Genomic DNA, 15607 nt, shown 5'->3' on the forward strand with positions numbered 1-15607 from the left:
GCTGGCTTTGAGCCTAAGGGCGGATACGGCATCCAGTTACCCGGTCTTGATATGCCTACCAAGAATTTTGACAGCGGCCGATGTTGTTCGCAACACCACCAACCGCATGAGAGGAATAATACAAGGTCGGATTAGCGCGGCGCAGCCGCGCGTAATCCGACACCACCGCCAGCTCCCATATCAAGAAATCCCCTCCCCCCGCCACACGATGGCCGTCCAGGTATTAGAATGCCTGCCTGGACAACCTGATAGCGGCCGCCCCGCGGCCGGCACCGACATGAGCACTGCCGCACCGATCTTCAACGACCCGTCCCACCTTGCCGGCGCCTTGCGCAACGATGGCTATGCCGTGCTGCGCCCGCAGGATGTGGCTGCCCTGGCCGGCTGCACCCTGCCGGAGCTGCGTGCGCTGGAACCGAGCTGGGACGACCTCGCGCTCGACAACTACCTGAAGGATGGCGGCCGCTACCGCCGCCGGCGCCACTCCTGCTTCGTGCAGGACGGCGGCACGCTGGCGCAAACGCCACACCGCGCGCACTGGCAGCCGGTTGAGTACAACGCTCTGCATGGCGGCATGCACCGCCTGTTCGAGCCGGTCGAGCCGGCGATTGCCGCGCAAGCGGCCTGGCGCCAGCTGATCGTGGCGCTGGGCGGCATCTGCTCGCAAGTGAAGGGCGCCCAACCGTGGTTCATCGAGGCGCACCAGTTCCGCATCGATACCACCGACGGCATCGGCCGCCCGACGCCGGAAGGCGCGCACCGCGACGGCGTCGATTTCGTCGCCGTGCTGCTGATTGGCCGCGAGTCGATCAAGGGCGGCGAGACGCGCATCTTCGAAGCGGATGGCCCCAACGGCAAGCGCTTTACCCTGACCGAGCCGTGGTCGCTGCTGCTGCTCGACGACGCGGCCGTCATCCACGAATCGACGCCGATCCAGCCCATCGGCACGGCCGGCCATCGCGACACGCTGGTGCTGACCTACCGGGCCGGGCAATTCCAGGGCGAAAACTAACAGACTGTCACAGCCTGCACGGACCACCGAAATAGTTACCCTGAAGTTACTTTTGACAGGGTAATTCCGATATAGTCATACGATGTCGATACTGCGCGCCGACCGTGCCCAGCATCCAAATACAATGAAATTCTAGGAGAGGTCCGTGGACTCCAATAACCAGATCAAGCCCGACGAAATCGAAATCCTGATCGTCGAAGACAGCCCGACCCAGGCCGAGCGCTTGCGCCGCCTGATCCAGTCACTGCACTACAACGCACGCGTGGCCGCCAACGGCCAGCTGGCCCTGGCCGCCATCCGCGAGCGCAAGCCGCACCTGGTGCTGTCCGATATCGTCATGCCGGAAATGAACGGCTACGACCTGTGCCGCGCCATCAAGGCCGACCCGACCCTGCGCGATATCCCGGTGATCCTGGTCACCTCGCTCAACGACCCGAAGGACATCATCCGCGGCATCGAGTGCGGCGCCGACAATTTCATCCGCAAGCCGTACGCGGAAGACTATCTGCTCAACCGCATCAGCCACATGCTGATGAACCAGAAACTGCGCAAGAACCAGAACGTCGAGATCGGCATCGCCCTGTACCTGGGCGACCAGAAGCATTTCATCAATGCCGAGCGCCAGCAGATCCTCGACCTCCTGATCTCGACCTACGAACAGGCGGTGCAGGTCAATGGCGAGCTGCAGGCGCGCGAGCGCCAGGTGATCGAACTGAACATGCGCCTGGCCCACCACGCGGCCGAGCTGGAAACCACCAACCGCGAAATCGCCCTGAAGAACCTGGAGCTGGCCGAAGCGAGCCGCATGAAGTCGGCCTTTATCGCCAATATGTCGCACGAGCTGCGCACGCCGCTGAACGCCATCATTGGTTTTACCGGCGCGTTGCTGATGAAACTGCCTGGCCCGCTGACGGCCGACCAGGACAAGCAGCTGACCACCATCCGCGCCAGCGCGCGCCATCTGCTGTCGCTGATCAACGACATCCTCGACGTGGCCAAGATCGAGGCGGGCAAGCTGACCCTGTCGATCGAGCCGGTGTCCTGCCACGACCTGATCGCCGAAGTGGCCGAAACCTTGCGTCCGCTGGCCCAGCAAAAGGGCCTGCTGCTGGAAGTGGACGCGGGCAAGCAAAAGGTGGTGATCGACACCGACCGCCGCGCGCTGACGCAGATCCTGATCAACCTGCTCAACAACGCCATCAAGTTCACGGAACAGGGCAGCGTGCGCATCAGCCTGGCCCAGCGCGAGGAAGACGGCGCACTCGTGACCGAAATGAGCATTACCGACAGCGGCGCCGGTATCAAGGAAGAAGACCAGGCCAAGCTGTTCCAGGCCTTCTCGCAGCTCGATTCGACCTCCACCCGCCACGTGGAGGGCGCGGGCCTGGGCCTGTACCTGTGCCAGAACCTGGCCAACGCCATCGGCGGCGCCCTGTTCTTCAACAGCGACTACGGACAAGGGAGCACTTTTACACTGGCCCTGCGCAGCTGATGACGGCTATGTGTGCAACGCAATACAAGCGTTTGGATAACATGATCAAACCGTCACCGTAGTTCTACGGTATTGCACTGCACCATTTTTAGCGCTATAGTGTACTTGTCTCCTCCAAGTCGTTCTCCGAACATTTGGATTCAGCCCGCGATTCAACCCGCGGGCTTTTTTTTGCCTGGAATTTCGTAAGTGAATCAAACGATTAAGTTATATCATTTGTTTTAGTTATGTGATTTAATTCCAGGCATGAAAAAACCTTCACACCCGCCGGCACCGCCAGCCACTGCCAGCGACGAGCCGGCGTGCCAGCCTGGCTGGCGCAATCTGTTCGGCCACTGCGTGGCGCGCAAGCCGCGCTCCGATGGCGAACAGTCGCGCGAGCGGCTGCTGCGCAGCGCCATCCGCCTGTTTGCCGAACAAGGCTATGCCCGAACCTCCACGCGCGAGCTGGCGCAGGCGGCCGGCGCCAATGCGGCCGCCATCAGTTATTATTTTGGCGACAAGGCCGGCCTGTACCGCGCCGCCTTTGCCGAGCAGTCGAGCGACCCGCACAGCAATATCGCGCTGTTCGACCAGCCTCACTTCACCTTGCGCCAGAGCTTGCAGGGCTTCTATGCGCAGATGCTCGCGCCGATGCAGCAGGGCGACATGGCGCGCGACGCCATGCGCCTGTGGTGCCGCGAAATGCTCGAGCCCACCGGCTTGTGGGCGCGCGAGATCGACCAGAATATCCGCCCCGAACACGAAGCGTTTACGCGCGTGCTGGCGCGCCATTTGGGCGCCGAAGCCGACAGCGACGACATGCACCGGCTGGCCTTTTCGATCGCCTCGCTGGCACTGCAGCATATGGTGGGCGCCGAAGTGATCCAGACGCTGCGCCCGCAGCTGATGGCCACGCCGCAGGCCGCCGAGACCTGGCTGGGGCGCATGGTCGACTATGCGCTGGCGATGGCCGAAGTCGAGCGCGCCCGCCTGCATCCCATCCCCTCCGATTTATCCATCGATACCGCAAAAGGACCAGCATGAGGAAGTCTGAATACGCCCTGGCCGCCAGCATGCTGCTGGCGCTGGCAGGTTGCGCCGTGCAGGGGCCGCCACGCAGCGTGGCGGCGCCCGCTCCCGCCAACTGGATCGCCCCGCTGCCGCACAACGGCAATGTGGTCGACCTGGCCAGCTGGTGGCAGCAGCAGGGCGACGCCCTGCTGGTCGAACTGATCACCGACGCCCAGCAGGTGAGCCCGACGATTGCCACGGCCCGCACCCGCATCGTGCAGTCGCGCGCCGACCGCGTCGCCAGCGGCGCGGCGCTGGGTCCCGTGCTGGACGCCACCGGCAGCGTGGTGCGCACCAGCCAGCAGTCAGCCCAGCCGGGCGGCACCACCTCGCAGGCGGCGCTGCAGGCGTCATGGGAAATCGACGTGTTCGGCGCCAACCGCGCCACGCGCGACGCCGCCTCAGCGCGTCTGGACAGCGCGCAAGCCGGCTGGCACGACGCGCGCGTATCGGTGGCGGCCGAAGTGGCGAACCAGTACTACAGCCTGCGCGCCTGCCGCCAGCTGCAAAGCGTGGCCGAACAGGATGCCGCCTCGCGCAGCGATTCGGCACGCCTGACGCAATTGAGCGCCGACGCCGGCTTCCAGGCGCCGGCCAATGCCGCCCTGGCAAGGGCCAGCGCCGCCGAAGGCGCCAGCCGCGCCATCGAACAGCGCGCCGCCTGCGACGTGGGCGTGCAGGCGCTGGTGGCCCTGTCAGCCATGCCGGAAGAGACCTTGCGCACCAGGCTGGCCGCCGCGCCGCTGGTCACCCCCGCCCCGCTGGCCATCGGCAATTTGCCGGCACAAACCCTGGCCCAGCGGCCCGACATCTTCAGCGCCGAGCGCGAAGTGGCGGCCGCCAGCTTTGAAGTCAGTGGCGCAAAAGCCCAGCGCTACCCGCGTCTGAGCCTGGCCGGATCGATTGGCAAGGGCAATATCCGCGCCGGCGGCGAAAGCATCACCGGCAGCACCTGGAGCATCGGCCCGCTGGCCGTCAGCCTGCCGATCTTCGACGGCGGGCGCCGCCGCGCCCAGGTCGACGCGGCCGTGGCGCGCTATGACGAAGCCGTGGTCAAGTATCGCGCCGGCGTGCGCCAGGCCGTGCGCGAAGTGGAGGAAGCGCTGCTGAACCTGCAAAGCACGGACGCGCGCAGCAGCCACGCGCAGACGGCTTTGGCCGGCTACCGCGTCTCGTTCGTGGCGACCGAAGATCGCTACAAGAACGGCCTGGCCAGCCTGATCGAACTGGAGGACGCGCGCCGCACGCGTCTGGCCGCCGAAAACACCGTGGTCACGCTGCAGCGCGACCGCAGCAGCGCCTGGGTGGCGCTGTACCGCGCCGCCGGCGGCGGCTGGAACGCCAGCCAGTACGCCACGCAGAACACCACCGCACCCTGATATTGCGCCCCCCTTTTGACGGACCAGAACATGAAAACACTGACATTCAAACCGATTACCGTGGCCATCGCGGCCTGTTGCGTGCTGGCCGGCGCCGGCGTGGCGCTGTACGCCCCCTCCTCCACCGCCGCCGATGAAAAAGACAAGAACGCCGTGCAAAAGCCGGCCCTGACCGTCACCACGGCCAGGCCGCAAACGAGCAGGCTGCCGATCAAGCTGTCCGCCAACGGCAACGTCGCCGCCTGGCAGGAAGCCATTATCGGCAGCGAGTCGAACGGCCTGCGCCTGACGGACGTGCGCGTCAACGTGGGCGACGTGGTGCGCGCCGGCCAGGTGCTGGCCGTGTTTTCGAACGACACCGTCAACGCCGACGTGGCGCAGACCAGGGCGGCAGTGCTGGAAGCGGAAGCGAATGCCGCCGAAGCGTCGGCCAACGCCGCCCGCGCCCGCTCGCTGCAAACCACGGGCGCCATCAGCGCCCAGCAGATCAGCCAGTACCTGACGGCCGAACAGACGGCCAATGCCCGCATCGCATCAAGCAAGGCGCAGCTGGCGGCGCAGCAACTGCGCCTGAAATACACGCAGGTGCTCGCGCCCGACAGCGGCGTGATCTCGTCGCGCTCGGCCACCGTCGGCTCGGTGGTGGCCGCCGGCACGGAACTGTTCCGCATGATCCGCCAGGGCCGCCTGGAATGGCGCGCCGAAGTCACGGCCGCCGAACTGCTCAATCTGAAACCGGGGACTTTGGCCGAAGTGAAGGCGGCCAATGGCAGCGTATTGACCGGCAAGGTGCGCATGATCGCGCCGACGGTCGATCCGCAGACGCGCTCGGCGCTGGTGTATGTGGACCTGCCGGCAAGCAGCCAAGGCAATGCGCCGTTCAAGGCCGGCATGTATGCCAGCGGCGCGTTTGAACTGGGCACTTCGGGCGCGCTGACCGTGCCGCAGCAGGCGATCGCCGTGCGCGACGGCTTCAGCTATGTATTCCGCCTGAACCGCGACCAGCGCGTCAGCCAGATCAAGATACAGCCAGGCCGCCGCCTGGCCGACAGCATCGAGATCGTCTCGGGCATCACGGCCGACACCACCATCGTCGTCAATGGCGCCGGCTTCCTCAATGATGGTGACCTGGTGCGCAATGTTGTACAGCCGGTTCCGGCATCTGCGAAGAAATAAGGAAAATCATGAATTTTTCCTCCCTGTCGATCAAGAATCCGATCCCGGCCATCATGCTGTTCGCGCTGCTGACCCTGGCCGGGCTGCTGGCCTATAAAGCCAATCCGGTGCAGGATTTCCCGGATATCGAACTGCCCATCGTCACCGTCAGCGCCTCGCTGCCGGGCGCCGCGCCGGCCCAGCTGGAAACCGAAGTGGCGCGCAAGATCGAAGACTCGGTCGCCACCCTGCAAGGCGTCAAGAACATCTATACCAAGGTGCTCGACGGCGTGGCCACGGTGACCGTCGAATTCATCCTGGAAAAGCAGATCGCCGAAGCCGTCAACGACGTGCGCGATGCGGTGGCGCGCGTCAAGGCCGACATGCCGGCCGAACTGCGCGACCCGACCGTCACGAAGGCCTCGACGGCCGGCCGGGTGGTGCTGACCTTTATCGCCTCGCCCAAGGCCGGCGTCGACAATCCGCTCGATGCGCCCGACCTGTCCTGGTATGTCGACAACACGGTCGCCAAGCGCTTGCTGACGGTACCCGGCGTGGGCGCCGTCACGCGCCTGGGCGGCGTGTACCGCGAAATCCAGGTGGAGCTCGACGACGCCCGCATGGCGGCCCTGAAAGTCTCCGCGCTGGACGTGTCGCGCCAGCTGCGCCTGGTGCAGCGCGAGGCGCCCGGTGGACGCGGCGATGTCAGCGGCGCCGAGCAGTCGGTGCGCACCATCGCCACCGTGAAAACGGCCGAAGAACTGTCGCGCGTCGACATTCCGCTGCCGGACGGGCGCCATGTGCGCCTCGACCAGGTGGCCAACGTGCGCGACACCATCGCAGAACCGCGCGCGCTGGCCGAGCAGGATGGCAAGCGGGTGGTGGCATTCGAAGTGTTCCGCACCAAGGGCGCCAGCGAAGTGGCGGTGGCCAATGGCGCGCGCGCAGCGGTGGCCGACCTGCAGAAGGAAAACCCCAGCATCGTGATCCAGCAGTCGATCGACAACGCCTTCCCGGTCGAGGAAAACTTCGACGGCTCGATGGAGCTGCTGTATGAAGGCGCCCTGCTGGCCGTGCTGGTGGTGTGGTGGTTCCTGCGCGACTGGCGCGCCACCCTGGTGGCCGCGGCCGCCCTGCCGCTGTCGGTGATGCCGGCGTTCCTCGGCATCTACTGGTTCGGCTATACGCTCAATACGGTGACACTGTTGTCGCTGGCGCTGGTGGTCGGCGTGCTGGTCGACGACGCCATCGTGGAAATCGAAAACATCTCGCGCCATCTGCGCATGGGCAAATCGCCGATGGAGGCGGCGATGGAAGCGGCCGATGAAATCGGCATGGCGGTGATCGCCACCACCTTTGCGCTGGTGGCCGTGTTCCTGCCGACGGCCTTCATGAGCGGTATTCCCGGCCTGTTCTTCAAGCAGTTCGGCTGGACCGCCGTGCTGGCGGTGCTGGCCTCGCTGGTGGTGGCGCGGCTGCTGACGCCGATGATGGCGGCGTACATTTTGAAGCCGCTGGCGCACAAGGAAGAACAGGACGGCTGGCTGATGACGCGCTACCTCAATACCATGCGCTGGTGCCTGAATCATCGCGGCATCACGGCGCTCGCCTCGATGGTGTTCTTTGCCGGCTCGATCGCGCTGGTGCCGCTGCTGCCGACCGGCTTCGTGCCGGCCGCCGACCGCGCGCAGACGCAGATCAACCTGGAACTGCCGCCCGGCTCCACCCTGGCCGAAACCCGGGCCGTGGCGGCCCAGGCGCGCAACGCGGCCATGCAGGTGCCCGGCATCAAGGGCGTGTTCAGTTCCATCGGTGGCGGCTCCAGCGGCGACGCGTTCGCGCCGGGCGCCGCGGCCGAAGCGCGCCGCGCCGTGCTGACATTGACCACTGTGCACCGCACCGACCGCAAGGAATCGATGGCCGGGCTGGAGTCGCAGTTGCGCGGCAAGCTCGATAATATTCCCGGCGCGCGCTTTACGGTGGGGCCACCCGACACCGGCGTCAAGATGCAGCTGGTGCTGCGTTCGGAAGACCCGGTCGCGCTGATGGCGGCCGCGCAAAAAGTCGAGCGCGAACTGCGCGGCCTGCACGGCATCGGCAATGTGAACTCCAGCGCCTCGCTGGTGCGCCCGGAAATCATCGTGCGGCCCGACTTTGCCAAGGCGGCGGACCTGGGCGTGACCGCGGCATCGATCGGCGAAACGGTGCGCGTGGCCACGGCCGGCGACTACGACACCGATTTGACGAAGATGAACCTGCCCGAACGCCAGGTGCCGATCCGCGTCAAGCTGCCCAACAGCGTGCGCGCCGACCTGGCCGCCATCGAACGCCTGACCGTGCCCGGCAAGAATGGCCCGGTGCGGCTGGCGAACGTGGCCACGGTGACCATGGAAAGCGGCCCGGCCCAGATCGACCGCCTGAACCGCAGCCGCAACGTGACCCTGGACGTGGAACTCGGTTCGCGCACGCTCGGTGAGCTGAACGAGGAAGCGCGCGCGCTGCCGTCGATGAAGAACCTGCCCGCGTCCGTGAAGATCGCCGAACTGGGAGACGCGCAGGAGATGGCGTCCCTGTTCGCCAGCTTCGGCCTGGCCATGCTGATCGGCGTGCTGTGCATCTATTGCGTGCTGGTGCTGCTGTTCAAGGACTTCATGCAGCCGGTGACGATTTTGGCGGCGCTGCCGCTGTCGATCGGCGGCGCCTTCGTGGCCTTGCTCATCACCGGCAGCGCGCTGTCGATGCCGTCGATGATCGGCCTGATCATGCTGATGGGGATCGTCACCAAGAACTCGATCCTGCTGGTCGACTATGCGATCCTGGCGCGCGAGGCGGGCATGGACCGTTTCGACGCCCTGGTCGACGCCTGCCACAAGCGTAGCCGGCCGATCCTGATGACGACGATCGCCATGGGCGCCGGCATGATGCCGCTGGCGCTGGGCTGGGGCGCCGACCCCAGTTTCCGTTCGCCGATGGCGATCACGGTGATCGGCGGCCTGATCACCTCGACGCTTTTGAGTCTGCTGGTGGTGCCGGCCGTGTTCACCTATATCGACGACCTGGAACATTTGCTCAAGCGTGTCAGGGACAAGCTGCGCCGCCACCCGGCGCCAGCGATGGAAGGCAAGGTGGCGCTCGACAAGCACTGATCGACACCACGCAAGTCAAGCAAAGCGATGGCCAGGCCCCGAGCCTGCGCCATCGCTTTTGTCTATCTGGCATACTGCGCCCATTGACCATTACGCAATCGGCACTTTCATGAACCACTCCATTCCACTGGCCCTGCTTCTCGGCTGCTCCCTGCTCGGCGCCTGCTCGGACAAGGCCGCCCCCGTTCCCGCACAGGCAAGCGCCATCACCCCGCCAGCGCCCGCCGTGCCGCAAGCGGCGACGGAAACCGCGCCTGCCGCCGACGGACCGGTCGCCGCAAAAAACGACGAGATGAAAACGCCTGAAGCGCGCGCGCGCGACAGCAAACTGGAAGCGGCCATGATGCTGGCCATCTTCGGCAAGAACTACCGTCCCGACAGCGACGATGCGCTGGCCGACCTGCCGGACCCGGACAGCAAGGAAGCCAAGGCCGACAAGCTCAGTTACGTGGTCAGCGCCGTCAGCCACAAGCTGCTGCCCGATGGCCGCGCCATCCTGGTCGCCAACGCGGAAACGGCCAACACGGAAGGCACGGCCGAATCGGCCCACGCCTCGCCCGGCCTGCTCAATGTGTTCTACCTGGCGCCCAAGGGCAAGCCCGGCGACGAGTCCTGGCAAGTGGTGACGCGGCTGGAAAATATCGCCACCCTCGGTTCTTCCGGGCAGCTGGGCGAAGTGCACTGGGTGATGCTGGGCGCCGGCAAGCAGGGCCTGGCGATCCGTCACGGCTACACGGGCCAGGGCTACACGATCACGCAACTGGCGCTGTTCGAGATAGGCGCCGACAAGGTTACCGAACTCGATGGCGGCATCGACCTGCACTCCGACAATGAAGGCGCCTGCGGCCCCGAGACGGACAACTGCTGGCTGGTCGACGGCAACTGGCACTTCGCGGCCGCGCGCGATGGCGGCGCCTACGACGACCTGCTGATCGACTTCACGGGCGCCTCACGCAAGATCAAGCCCGGCGTGCAGGTGAAAGAAGACCAGGAGCCGCCGCGCCTGGTCACCCAGATCAACGGGCGGGCGCGCTATGCGTTCGATGGCAAGAAGTACAAGCTGGTCGAGGGAAAAAATATCGTGCCGGAGGTGTAAGCAATTACCCCCAACAATGGTGTCGGGTTACGGCCGTTGGCCTGACCCGACCTACGATCGTCCGACCTACGCCACGACAACATATTACTTCCGTGCGGCATCGAGCCGCGCCAGCAGCGGCGCATACATCTCGCGCGTATGGCGGTTCCAGCGCTGCATGGCGCTGTCGATGTCCTGGCACAGGCGCTCCGACAGGAGCGTGTCGCCCTGGCCCAGCGCCCAGATGGCGTATTCGGCGCGCGCTTCGAAGCTGCCGTGACGGGTCAGGGCGTCGTCGAATTGCGCCTTTGCTTCCGCCTGTCGCCCGCTTTGCGCCAGCGCGCGCGCCGTCAGCAAGGACACGATCTCGGGACGAAAATGGATGTCGCTGCGGCGGATGAATTCCAGATGCGTCAACGCTTCCGCACCGCGCTCGCATTCCAGGTAGGCGCGCGCGGCGCCCATGCGAATTTCCAGGTCCGACGCAAACGCGCCCTGCAGGCAAGCCTCGTAGGTGCCGGCGGCGGCCTGCGGGTCGCCCGCTTCCAGCTGCGCACTGGCCAGGCGCATCTGGTTTTGCGCGGTCGGCGTGTAGTCGTAGGCGGCGCGCGCTTCGCGCAGTTCGCGGTTCGGGTCCAGCACCTGCACCGCCACGGACGCGACCTTGCGCGCCCCTTGCGGCAGGCGCGAATTGGGCAGGTAGATGGCGAAGAAATACACCACGCTGCCCAGCAGCGGGAAGATGAACAGTATTAGCAGCCAGTACAGCGGCTGCCCGTTGCGCACCGCATGCACCGCAAAAAACAAGGCGACCAGAATATGCAAGCCTACGCCAAAAATCTCCATGCCCTTCTTTCTCCATTCATGTTCATGATGGCCGATGTTACACCGGCCAGTCGCCTCTCGCCATACGCGCAGACTTAAGGCGCCGGCCGCCAGCCGCCGCCCATGGCGCGGTATAAATCCACCGAGGCGACCAGGATGCGCGTCTTCAGTTGCAGCAAGCCCACGTCGGCGCTGTACAGGCTGCGCTGGGCGTCCAGTTCTTCCAGGTAGGAGGCATAGCCGTTGCGGTAGCGGTTGTGGGCGATGCGCAGCGTTTCGGCCGAGGTGGCGCGGCGCGCGTCGTTTTCCACCGCCTGCTGGCGCAGGCGGTAGATGGCGCCCAGGCTGTTCTCGGTTTCGGCAAACGCATTCCTCACCACGTTTTCATAAGTGTAGGCCAGCTGGTCGCGCTGGGCGCCGGCGGCATCGGTCTGCGCCTGCACCCGGCCGCCGTCGAACAGCGGGCCGGCCGCCAGCGCCGTCAGGCGCCACAACGCCGTGGGCGCATGCAAAAAGTCGGTCAGGGTGGTGGCCTGGCCGCCGCCGGTGGCCGTCAGCTTGAAGGACGGCAGCAGCTGGTCGCGCGTGGCGGCCAGGCTGGCGTTGGCGGCCGCCAGGTTATGCTCGGCGCGCGCGATGTCCGGGCGGCGGCGCAGCAGCTCCGACGGCAGGCCGGCCGGCACCAAAGGCGGCGTCAACGCCTGCAACGGCAGGCCGCGCGCAATCGGACCCGGATTGCCGCCGATCAGCAGCGCCAGGGCGTTTTCCTGTTCGAAGATCTGGCGCTGCAGCTGCGGCACCAGTTCGGCCGCCGCATGGTATTCCGATTGTGCCTGCTGCCATTCCAGCTGCGAGCTGTAGCCCACTTCGTACTGCTTGCGGGCCAGCTCGCGCGACTGCACGCGCAGCTCCAGGGTCGCTTGCGTCAGCGCCAGCTGGGCGTCCAGGCCACGCAAATTCAGGTAGGCCGTGGCCACGCTGGCGGCGATCGACAGGGCCGCCGCATCGAGGCTGGCCTGCTCGGCGCGAAAGCTCTCGCCGGCCGCGTCGCTCAGTTTGCCGAGCCGCCCCCATACATCGATCTCATAGCTGGCCTGCAGCTCGGCCTGGAACACATTCGTCACATACGGCACGCCGTTCGAGGCCAGGGTGCGGGTGCGCGTCGGCGAGCCGTCGAACGACAGCGTGGGCGCGTGGTTGGCGCCGGCCTGCGCCAGGCGCGCACGGTATTCCTCGACGCGGGCGCGCGCCACGCGCAGGTCGCCATTATGGGTCAGCGCCGTGGCCACCAGATTGCTCAGTACCGGGTCGCCAAAAGCCTGCCACCACAGCTGCTCGACCTGGGCGCCGCCCACGCCGGCGGCCTGCGCGCGCCAGCCGGACGGCAGTTGCAGGCTGGACGCGGGCTGCTGGGGCGCCTTGGCGGCGCAGCCGGCCAGCGCCAGGGCCAGTGCCGCGACGATCAACAATGGACGATGCTTCATGGCTTGGCCTTCTTCGGCGGCGGTGGCGGCGCCGGGCTTTCCGCCGAATCATTTAGCACGGCCGAGGTATCGACGCTGACCACCACCGACATGCCCGGCACCAGCCGGCGCGCATTCACCTGGCCCGCGTCGATGCGGATGCGCACGGGAATGCGCTGGGCAATCTTGAGGTAGTTGCCGGTGGCGTTATCGGCCGGCAGCACGGAAAACTCGGAACCGGTGGCCGGCGAGATGCGCTCGACCTGGCCGGTCAGCACGGCGCCATCGAGCGCGTCGACGTGGAACGTGGCGCTCTGCCCTTCCTGCACGCCGTTCATTTGCGTTTCCTTGAAGTTGGCGATCACCCACAGCTGGCGCGGTACCACGGCCATCAGCTGCGAGCCGGAATTGACGAAAGCGCCCTGGCGTACCGTCACCTGGCCCAGCTGGCCATCGGACGGCGCGATGATGCGCGTGTTGTCGAGATCGATCTTCGCCGCCTTGACGGCCGCTTCGGCATTGGCTACCGCGGCAGCCAGCGCCTGCTTGTTGACCACCACCGACTGCACGCTTTGCTGTGCAATATCGACATTGGCCCTGGCCTGCGCCAGCGCCGCCGCCATCTGCGCCTGGGTCGCGCGCGACTGGTCGAATTCGCGCTGCGACAGCGAGCCGTCGGCCACCAGTTGCTCGACGCGATTGAGGTCGGCGGCCGATTTCCTTGCCTGCGCTTCGGCGTTGGCCAGCGCGGCGCGGCTGACCGCGATGCCGGCCTCGGAACTGGCGCGCTGCTGCGCCCAGTTCGACAGCGCCGCCTCCTGCGCGGCCAGCTGGGCCAGCGCCTGCTCGTGGCGCTGCTGGTAAATGCGGTCGTCGATGCGCACCAGCAGCTGGCCCGCCTTCACATCCATGAAATCCTGTACATTGACTTCCACCACATAGCCGGACAGCTGCGTGCCGATCACCGTCACCTGGCCGCGCACGGTGGCGTTTTCGGTGGTCACGATGGGGCTGGTAAACGGCGGCAAGCGCCAGGCGTACAGCACGATCAGCACGCCCACCACGGCGACAAAGGCAAAGGCGATGGTCGACAGCCACTGCAAGCGGCGTTCAGGCTGCGGCGCGGTGGCCGGAGCGGCTGGAGCGGGCGTGGCCGCTGGCGCAGGGGCAGGCGTCGATACGGGCGGCGGATTCTTATTTTCTGTCATTGCTCGGTTCCGAATTGGTAATGGGGACGATGGACATGGCGGTCTGCGCGTCGCGCACGGGGCCGACCAGGCGCCACGCGCCGCTGGTGATGGTGGTCCAGCACTGGCTGATCAACATCCACAGCAAGGTCACGATGGCCACCACGGCGATCATCAAAAAGACATCGTTATAGGCCAGCACATTGGCTTCGCGCGTGGCGGCCGCGCCCAGGCGCGCCACGCCGGCGGCGCTGCGCAGCACCGGGTCGGTCAGCACGCTGCCATAGGCGTTGGCGCCCGACTGCACGCGCGCGGCCACGTTGGGGTCGAGCATGGTCAGGTGCTCGACCAGGTAGCTGGAATGGTATTTTTCGCGCGCCGTCTGGATGGTGCCGACGATGGCCGACCCCAGCAGGCCACCGATATTCTGCGTCATGGTAAACATCACCGAAAAGCTGACCAGGTTGCGCGGCTCGGCGATCACGGCGCCCATGCCGGCTACCATGGTGGGGCCGAGAAAATAAGTGCCGCCAAACGCCAGCAGGAACTGGCTCACGTACATGTTGACCGGGCGCGTCTGGCTGGTGGCATGCGCGTCGATCAGCGCGCCGGCCGCGATCAGCAGCAGCGCGAACATCAGCGAGCGGTGGATGGTGGCCGGGTTGATGGTGATGGCGCTGACCAGCAAACCGGCCACGCTGCCCAGCAACACCACCACGAACAGGTTCTGCATCTGGTCGGTATTGAGGCCCAGCGCCTGCAAAAAGCCCACCGCGCCGGTCGACTCGGACAGCACGATGCGAAACAGCAGCACGGATAAAAACAGCTTGGCGATCTTGCCGGTCGATAGCCAGCGCGTATTGAGCAGCGGGCGCGTGCGGTTATGCTCGATCGCCAGCGCCGCCGTGATCAGCACGATGGACGCGGCCAGGCACACACCCACCCATTCGGACTCCATCCACCATGCCGTACGGCCCTGCGCCAGCACCGCGCACAGCAGCGCCACGCCCGGTGCAAATAAAATAAAGGTGAGGAAGTCGAGCGGCTCGAAGGTCTGCATGCGGTCGCCCGGCGGCAGTTTCAGGGCCAGCACGCAGCCCAGCGCCAGCAGGCACAGGCCCAGCTCGAACAGATACAGGCCGTGCCACTCGCCCAGTTCCAGCAGTTCGGAGGTAAAGATGCGCGCCAGCGGCAGCGCCAGCTGGGCAAAACCGAGGCCCAGCACCACGCCTTTGAGCCGGTGTTTGGCGGGAAAAGCCTGCAAGGTGTAATACAGGCCCAGCACGCCCAGCGCGCCGCCCACCATGCCATGCGCGGCGCGCACGGCGATCGCCGACGACAGGGTGTTCGCATACAAATGGGCAAAGGTGACCAGCGCATACAGGATCAAAAATGCTTCCGTAAACAGGCGCAGGCCGAACTGCTGGCGAAATTTCACCAGCAGCAGATTCATGGACACAATCGTCATCACGTAAGCAGCCGGCAACCACTGCATCTGGTAGGCGTAGGCGCCCAGCGAGCCTTGCAGGTTGAGGATATTGGCCGTCACCAGGCCATTGCCCAGGCCGCCCGTCAGCGCCACGATCAGGCCGACGATAAAGTACGCGACGCGCTTCGGCGTCGAGTGCTCGGGCGTCGATGGCGAACCGGGCAAGTTCGGGCGTTCTCCCGGATTCCAGGTTCTTGGTGTGTACTTGTCCATGCGGCTGTCGTGATCGTGTTTGCTGGTGCGGTTCATTCGTGCCTGAAGGCACCAACCGCTACAGTCAGCAGCATATCACCGCGGGGAATTTTTATTGTTTATGTTGCAGAAAGATGGA

Annotated in this window: 11 protein-coding genes; 7 read left to right on the plus strand and 4 right to left on the minus strand. The window is 65.9% G+C overall.

Features of this window, described 5'->3' with window-relative positions; all coding sequences use genetic code 11:
- Window positions 1–277: 277 nt before the first annotated feature.
- The 7 genes from ACP7B7_RS28285 (at window position 278) to ACP7B7_RS28315 (ending at window position 10333) form a co-directional block, all read left to right on the plus strand.
- Window positions 278–1012 (plus strand): 2OG-Fe dioxygenase family protein, encoded by a 735-nt coding sequence (locus ACP7B7_RS28285; protein ID WP_426078920.1) that lies wholly within the window; start codon window positions 278–280, stop codon window positions 1010–1012.
- A 145-nt stretch (window positions 1013–1157) separates the two neighbouring features.
- On the plus strand, window positions 1158–2504 hold the full coding sequence (locus ACP7B7_RS28290) for a hybrid sensor histidine kinase/response regulator (protein WP_426078921.1): 1347 nt from the start codon (window positions 1158–1160) through the stop codon (window positions 2502–2504).
- Between the two features lie 246 nt (window positions 2505–2750).
- Window positions 2751–3530, plus strand: a complete 780-nt coding sequence (locus ACP7B7_RS28295) for a CerR family C-terminal domain-containing protein (protein WP_426078922.1) — start codon at window positions 2751–2753, stop codon at window positions 3528–3530.
- Window positions 3527–4936, plus strand: coding sequence for an efflux transporter outer membrane subunit (locus tag ACP7B7_RS28300; protein WP_426078923.1), 1410 nt, complete (start codon window positions 3527–3529; stop codon window positions 4934–4936). Before ACP7B7_RS28295 ends, ACP7B7_RS28300 begins: the two co-directional genes overlap by 4 nt.
- 30 nt (window positions 4937–4966) lie before the next feature.
- Window positions 4967–6112, plus strand: a complete 1146-nt coding sequence (locus ACP7B7_RS28305) for an efflux RND transporter periplasmic adaptor subunit (protein WP_426078924.1) — start codon at window positions 4967–4969, stop codon at window positions 6110–6112.
- A gap of 8 nt (window positions 6113–6120) precedes the next feature.
- Window positions 6121–9237 carry an efflux RND transporter permease subunit gene (locus ACP7B7_RS28310; RefSeq protein ID WP_426078925.1) on the plus strand — a complete coding sequence of 1039 codons (3117 nt, stop codon included), beginning with the start codon at window positions 6121–6123 and terminating at the stop codon, window positions 9235–9237.
- A gap of 109 nt (window positions 9238–9346) precedes the next feature.
- On the plus strand, window positions 9347–10333 hold the full coding sequence (locus ACP7B7_RS28315; protein ID WP_426078926.1) for a hypothetical protein: 987 nt from the start codon (window positions 9347–9349) through the stop codon (window positions 10331–10333).
- An 84-nt stretch (window positions 10334–10417) separates the two neighbouring features.
- Here ACP7B7_RS28315 and ACP7B7_RS28320 read toward each other — a convergent pair whose 3' ends face one another.
- The 4 genes from ACP7B7_RS28320 to ACP7B7_RS28335 all read right to left on the minus strand — a co-directional run bounded on the left by ACP7B7_RS28320 (window position 10418) and on the right by ACP7B7_RS28335 (window position 15525).
- Window positions 10418–11137, minus strand: a complete 720-nt coding sequence (locus tag ACP7B7_RS28320; RefSeq protein WP_426078927.1) for a hypothetical protein — start codon at window positions 11135–11137, stop codon at window positions 10418–10420.
- A gap of 95 nt (window positions 11138–11232) precedes the next feature.
- Window positions 11233–12621, minus strand: coding sequence for an efflux transporter outer membrane subunit (locus ACP7B7_RS28325; RefSeq protein ID WP_426078928.1), 1389 nt, complete (start codon window positions 12619–12621; stop codon window positions 11233–11235).
- Window positions 12618–13808, minus strand: coding sequence for an HlyD family secretion protein (locus tag ACP7B7_RS28330; RefSeq protein WP_426078929.1), 1191 nt, complete (start codon window positions 13806–13808; stop codon window positions 12618–12620). Before ACP7B7_RS28330 ends, ACP7B7_RS28325 begins: the two co-directional genes overlap by 4 nt.
- Entirely contained in the window at window positions 13795–15525 is a 1731-nt protein-coding gene (locus ACP7B7_RS28335; protein ID WP_426078930.1) for an MFS transporter, read from the minus strand. Before ACP7B7_RS28335 ends, ACP7B7_RS28330 begins: the two co-directional genes overlap by 14 nt.
- Window positions 15526–15607 lie beyond the last annotated feature (82 nt).

It is taken from the genome of Janthinobacterium sp. PSPC3-1, assembly GCF_049896105.1.
Lineage (GTDB): Bacteria > Pseudomonadota > Gammaproteobacteria > Burkholderiales > Burkholderiaceae_D > Janthinobacterium.

Bases quoted from the DNA above. Each gene is read 5' to 3' on its own strand.
- ACP7B7_RS28310 (WP_426078925.1), top strand. From the start codon at position 6,121: ATGAATTTTTCCTCCCTGTCGATCAAGAATCCGATCCCGGCCATCATG.
- ACP7B7_RS28335 (WP_426078930.1), bottom strand. From the start codon at position 15,525: ATGAACCGCACCAGCAAACACGATCACGACAGCCGCATGGACAAGTAC.
- ACP7B7_RS28285 (WP_426078920.1), top strand. From the start codon at position 278: ATGAGCACTGCCGCACCGATCTTCAACGACCCGTCCCACCTTGCCGGC.
- ACP7B7_RS28330 (WP_426078929.1), bottom strand. From the start codon at position 13,808: ATGACAGAAAATAAGAATCCGCCGCCCGTATCGACGCCTGCCCCTGCG.
- ACP7B7_RS28300 (WP_426078923.1), top strand. From the start codon at position 3,527: ATGAGGAAGTCTGAATACGCCCTGGCCGCCAGCATGCTGCTGGCGCTG.
- ACP7B7_RS28315 (WP_426078926.1), top strand. From the start codon at position 9,347: ATGAACCACTCCATTCCACTGGCCCTGCTTCTCGGCTGCTCCCTGCTC.
- ACP7B7_RS28295 (WP_426078922.1), top strand. From the start codon at position 2,751: ATGAAAAAACCTTCACACCCGCCGGCACCGCCAGCCACTGCCAGCGAC.
- ACP7B7_RS28325 (WP_426078928.1), bottom strand. From the start codon at position 12,621: ATGAAGCATCGTCCATTGTTGATCGTCGCGGCACTGGCCCTGGCGCTG.
- ACP7B7_RS28305 (WP_426078924.1), top strand. From the start codon at position 4,967: ATGAAAACACTGACATTCAAACCGATTACCGTGGCCATCGCGGCCTGT.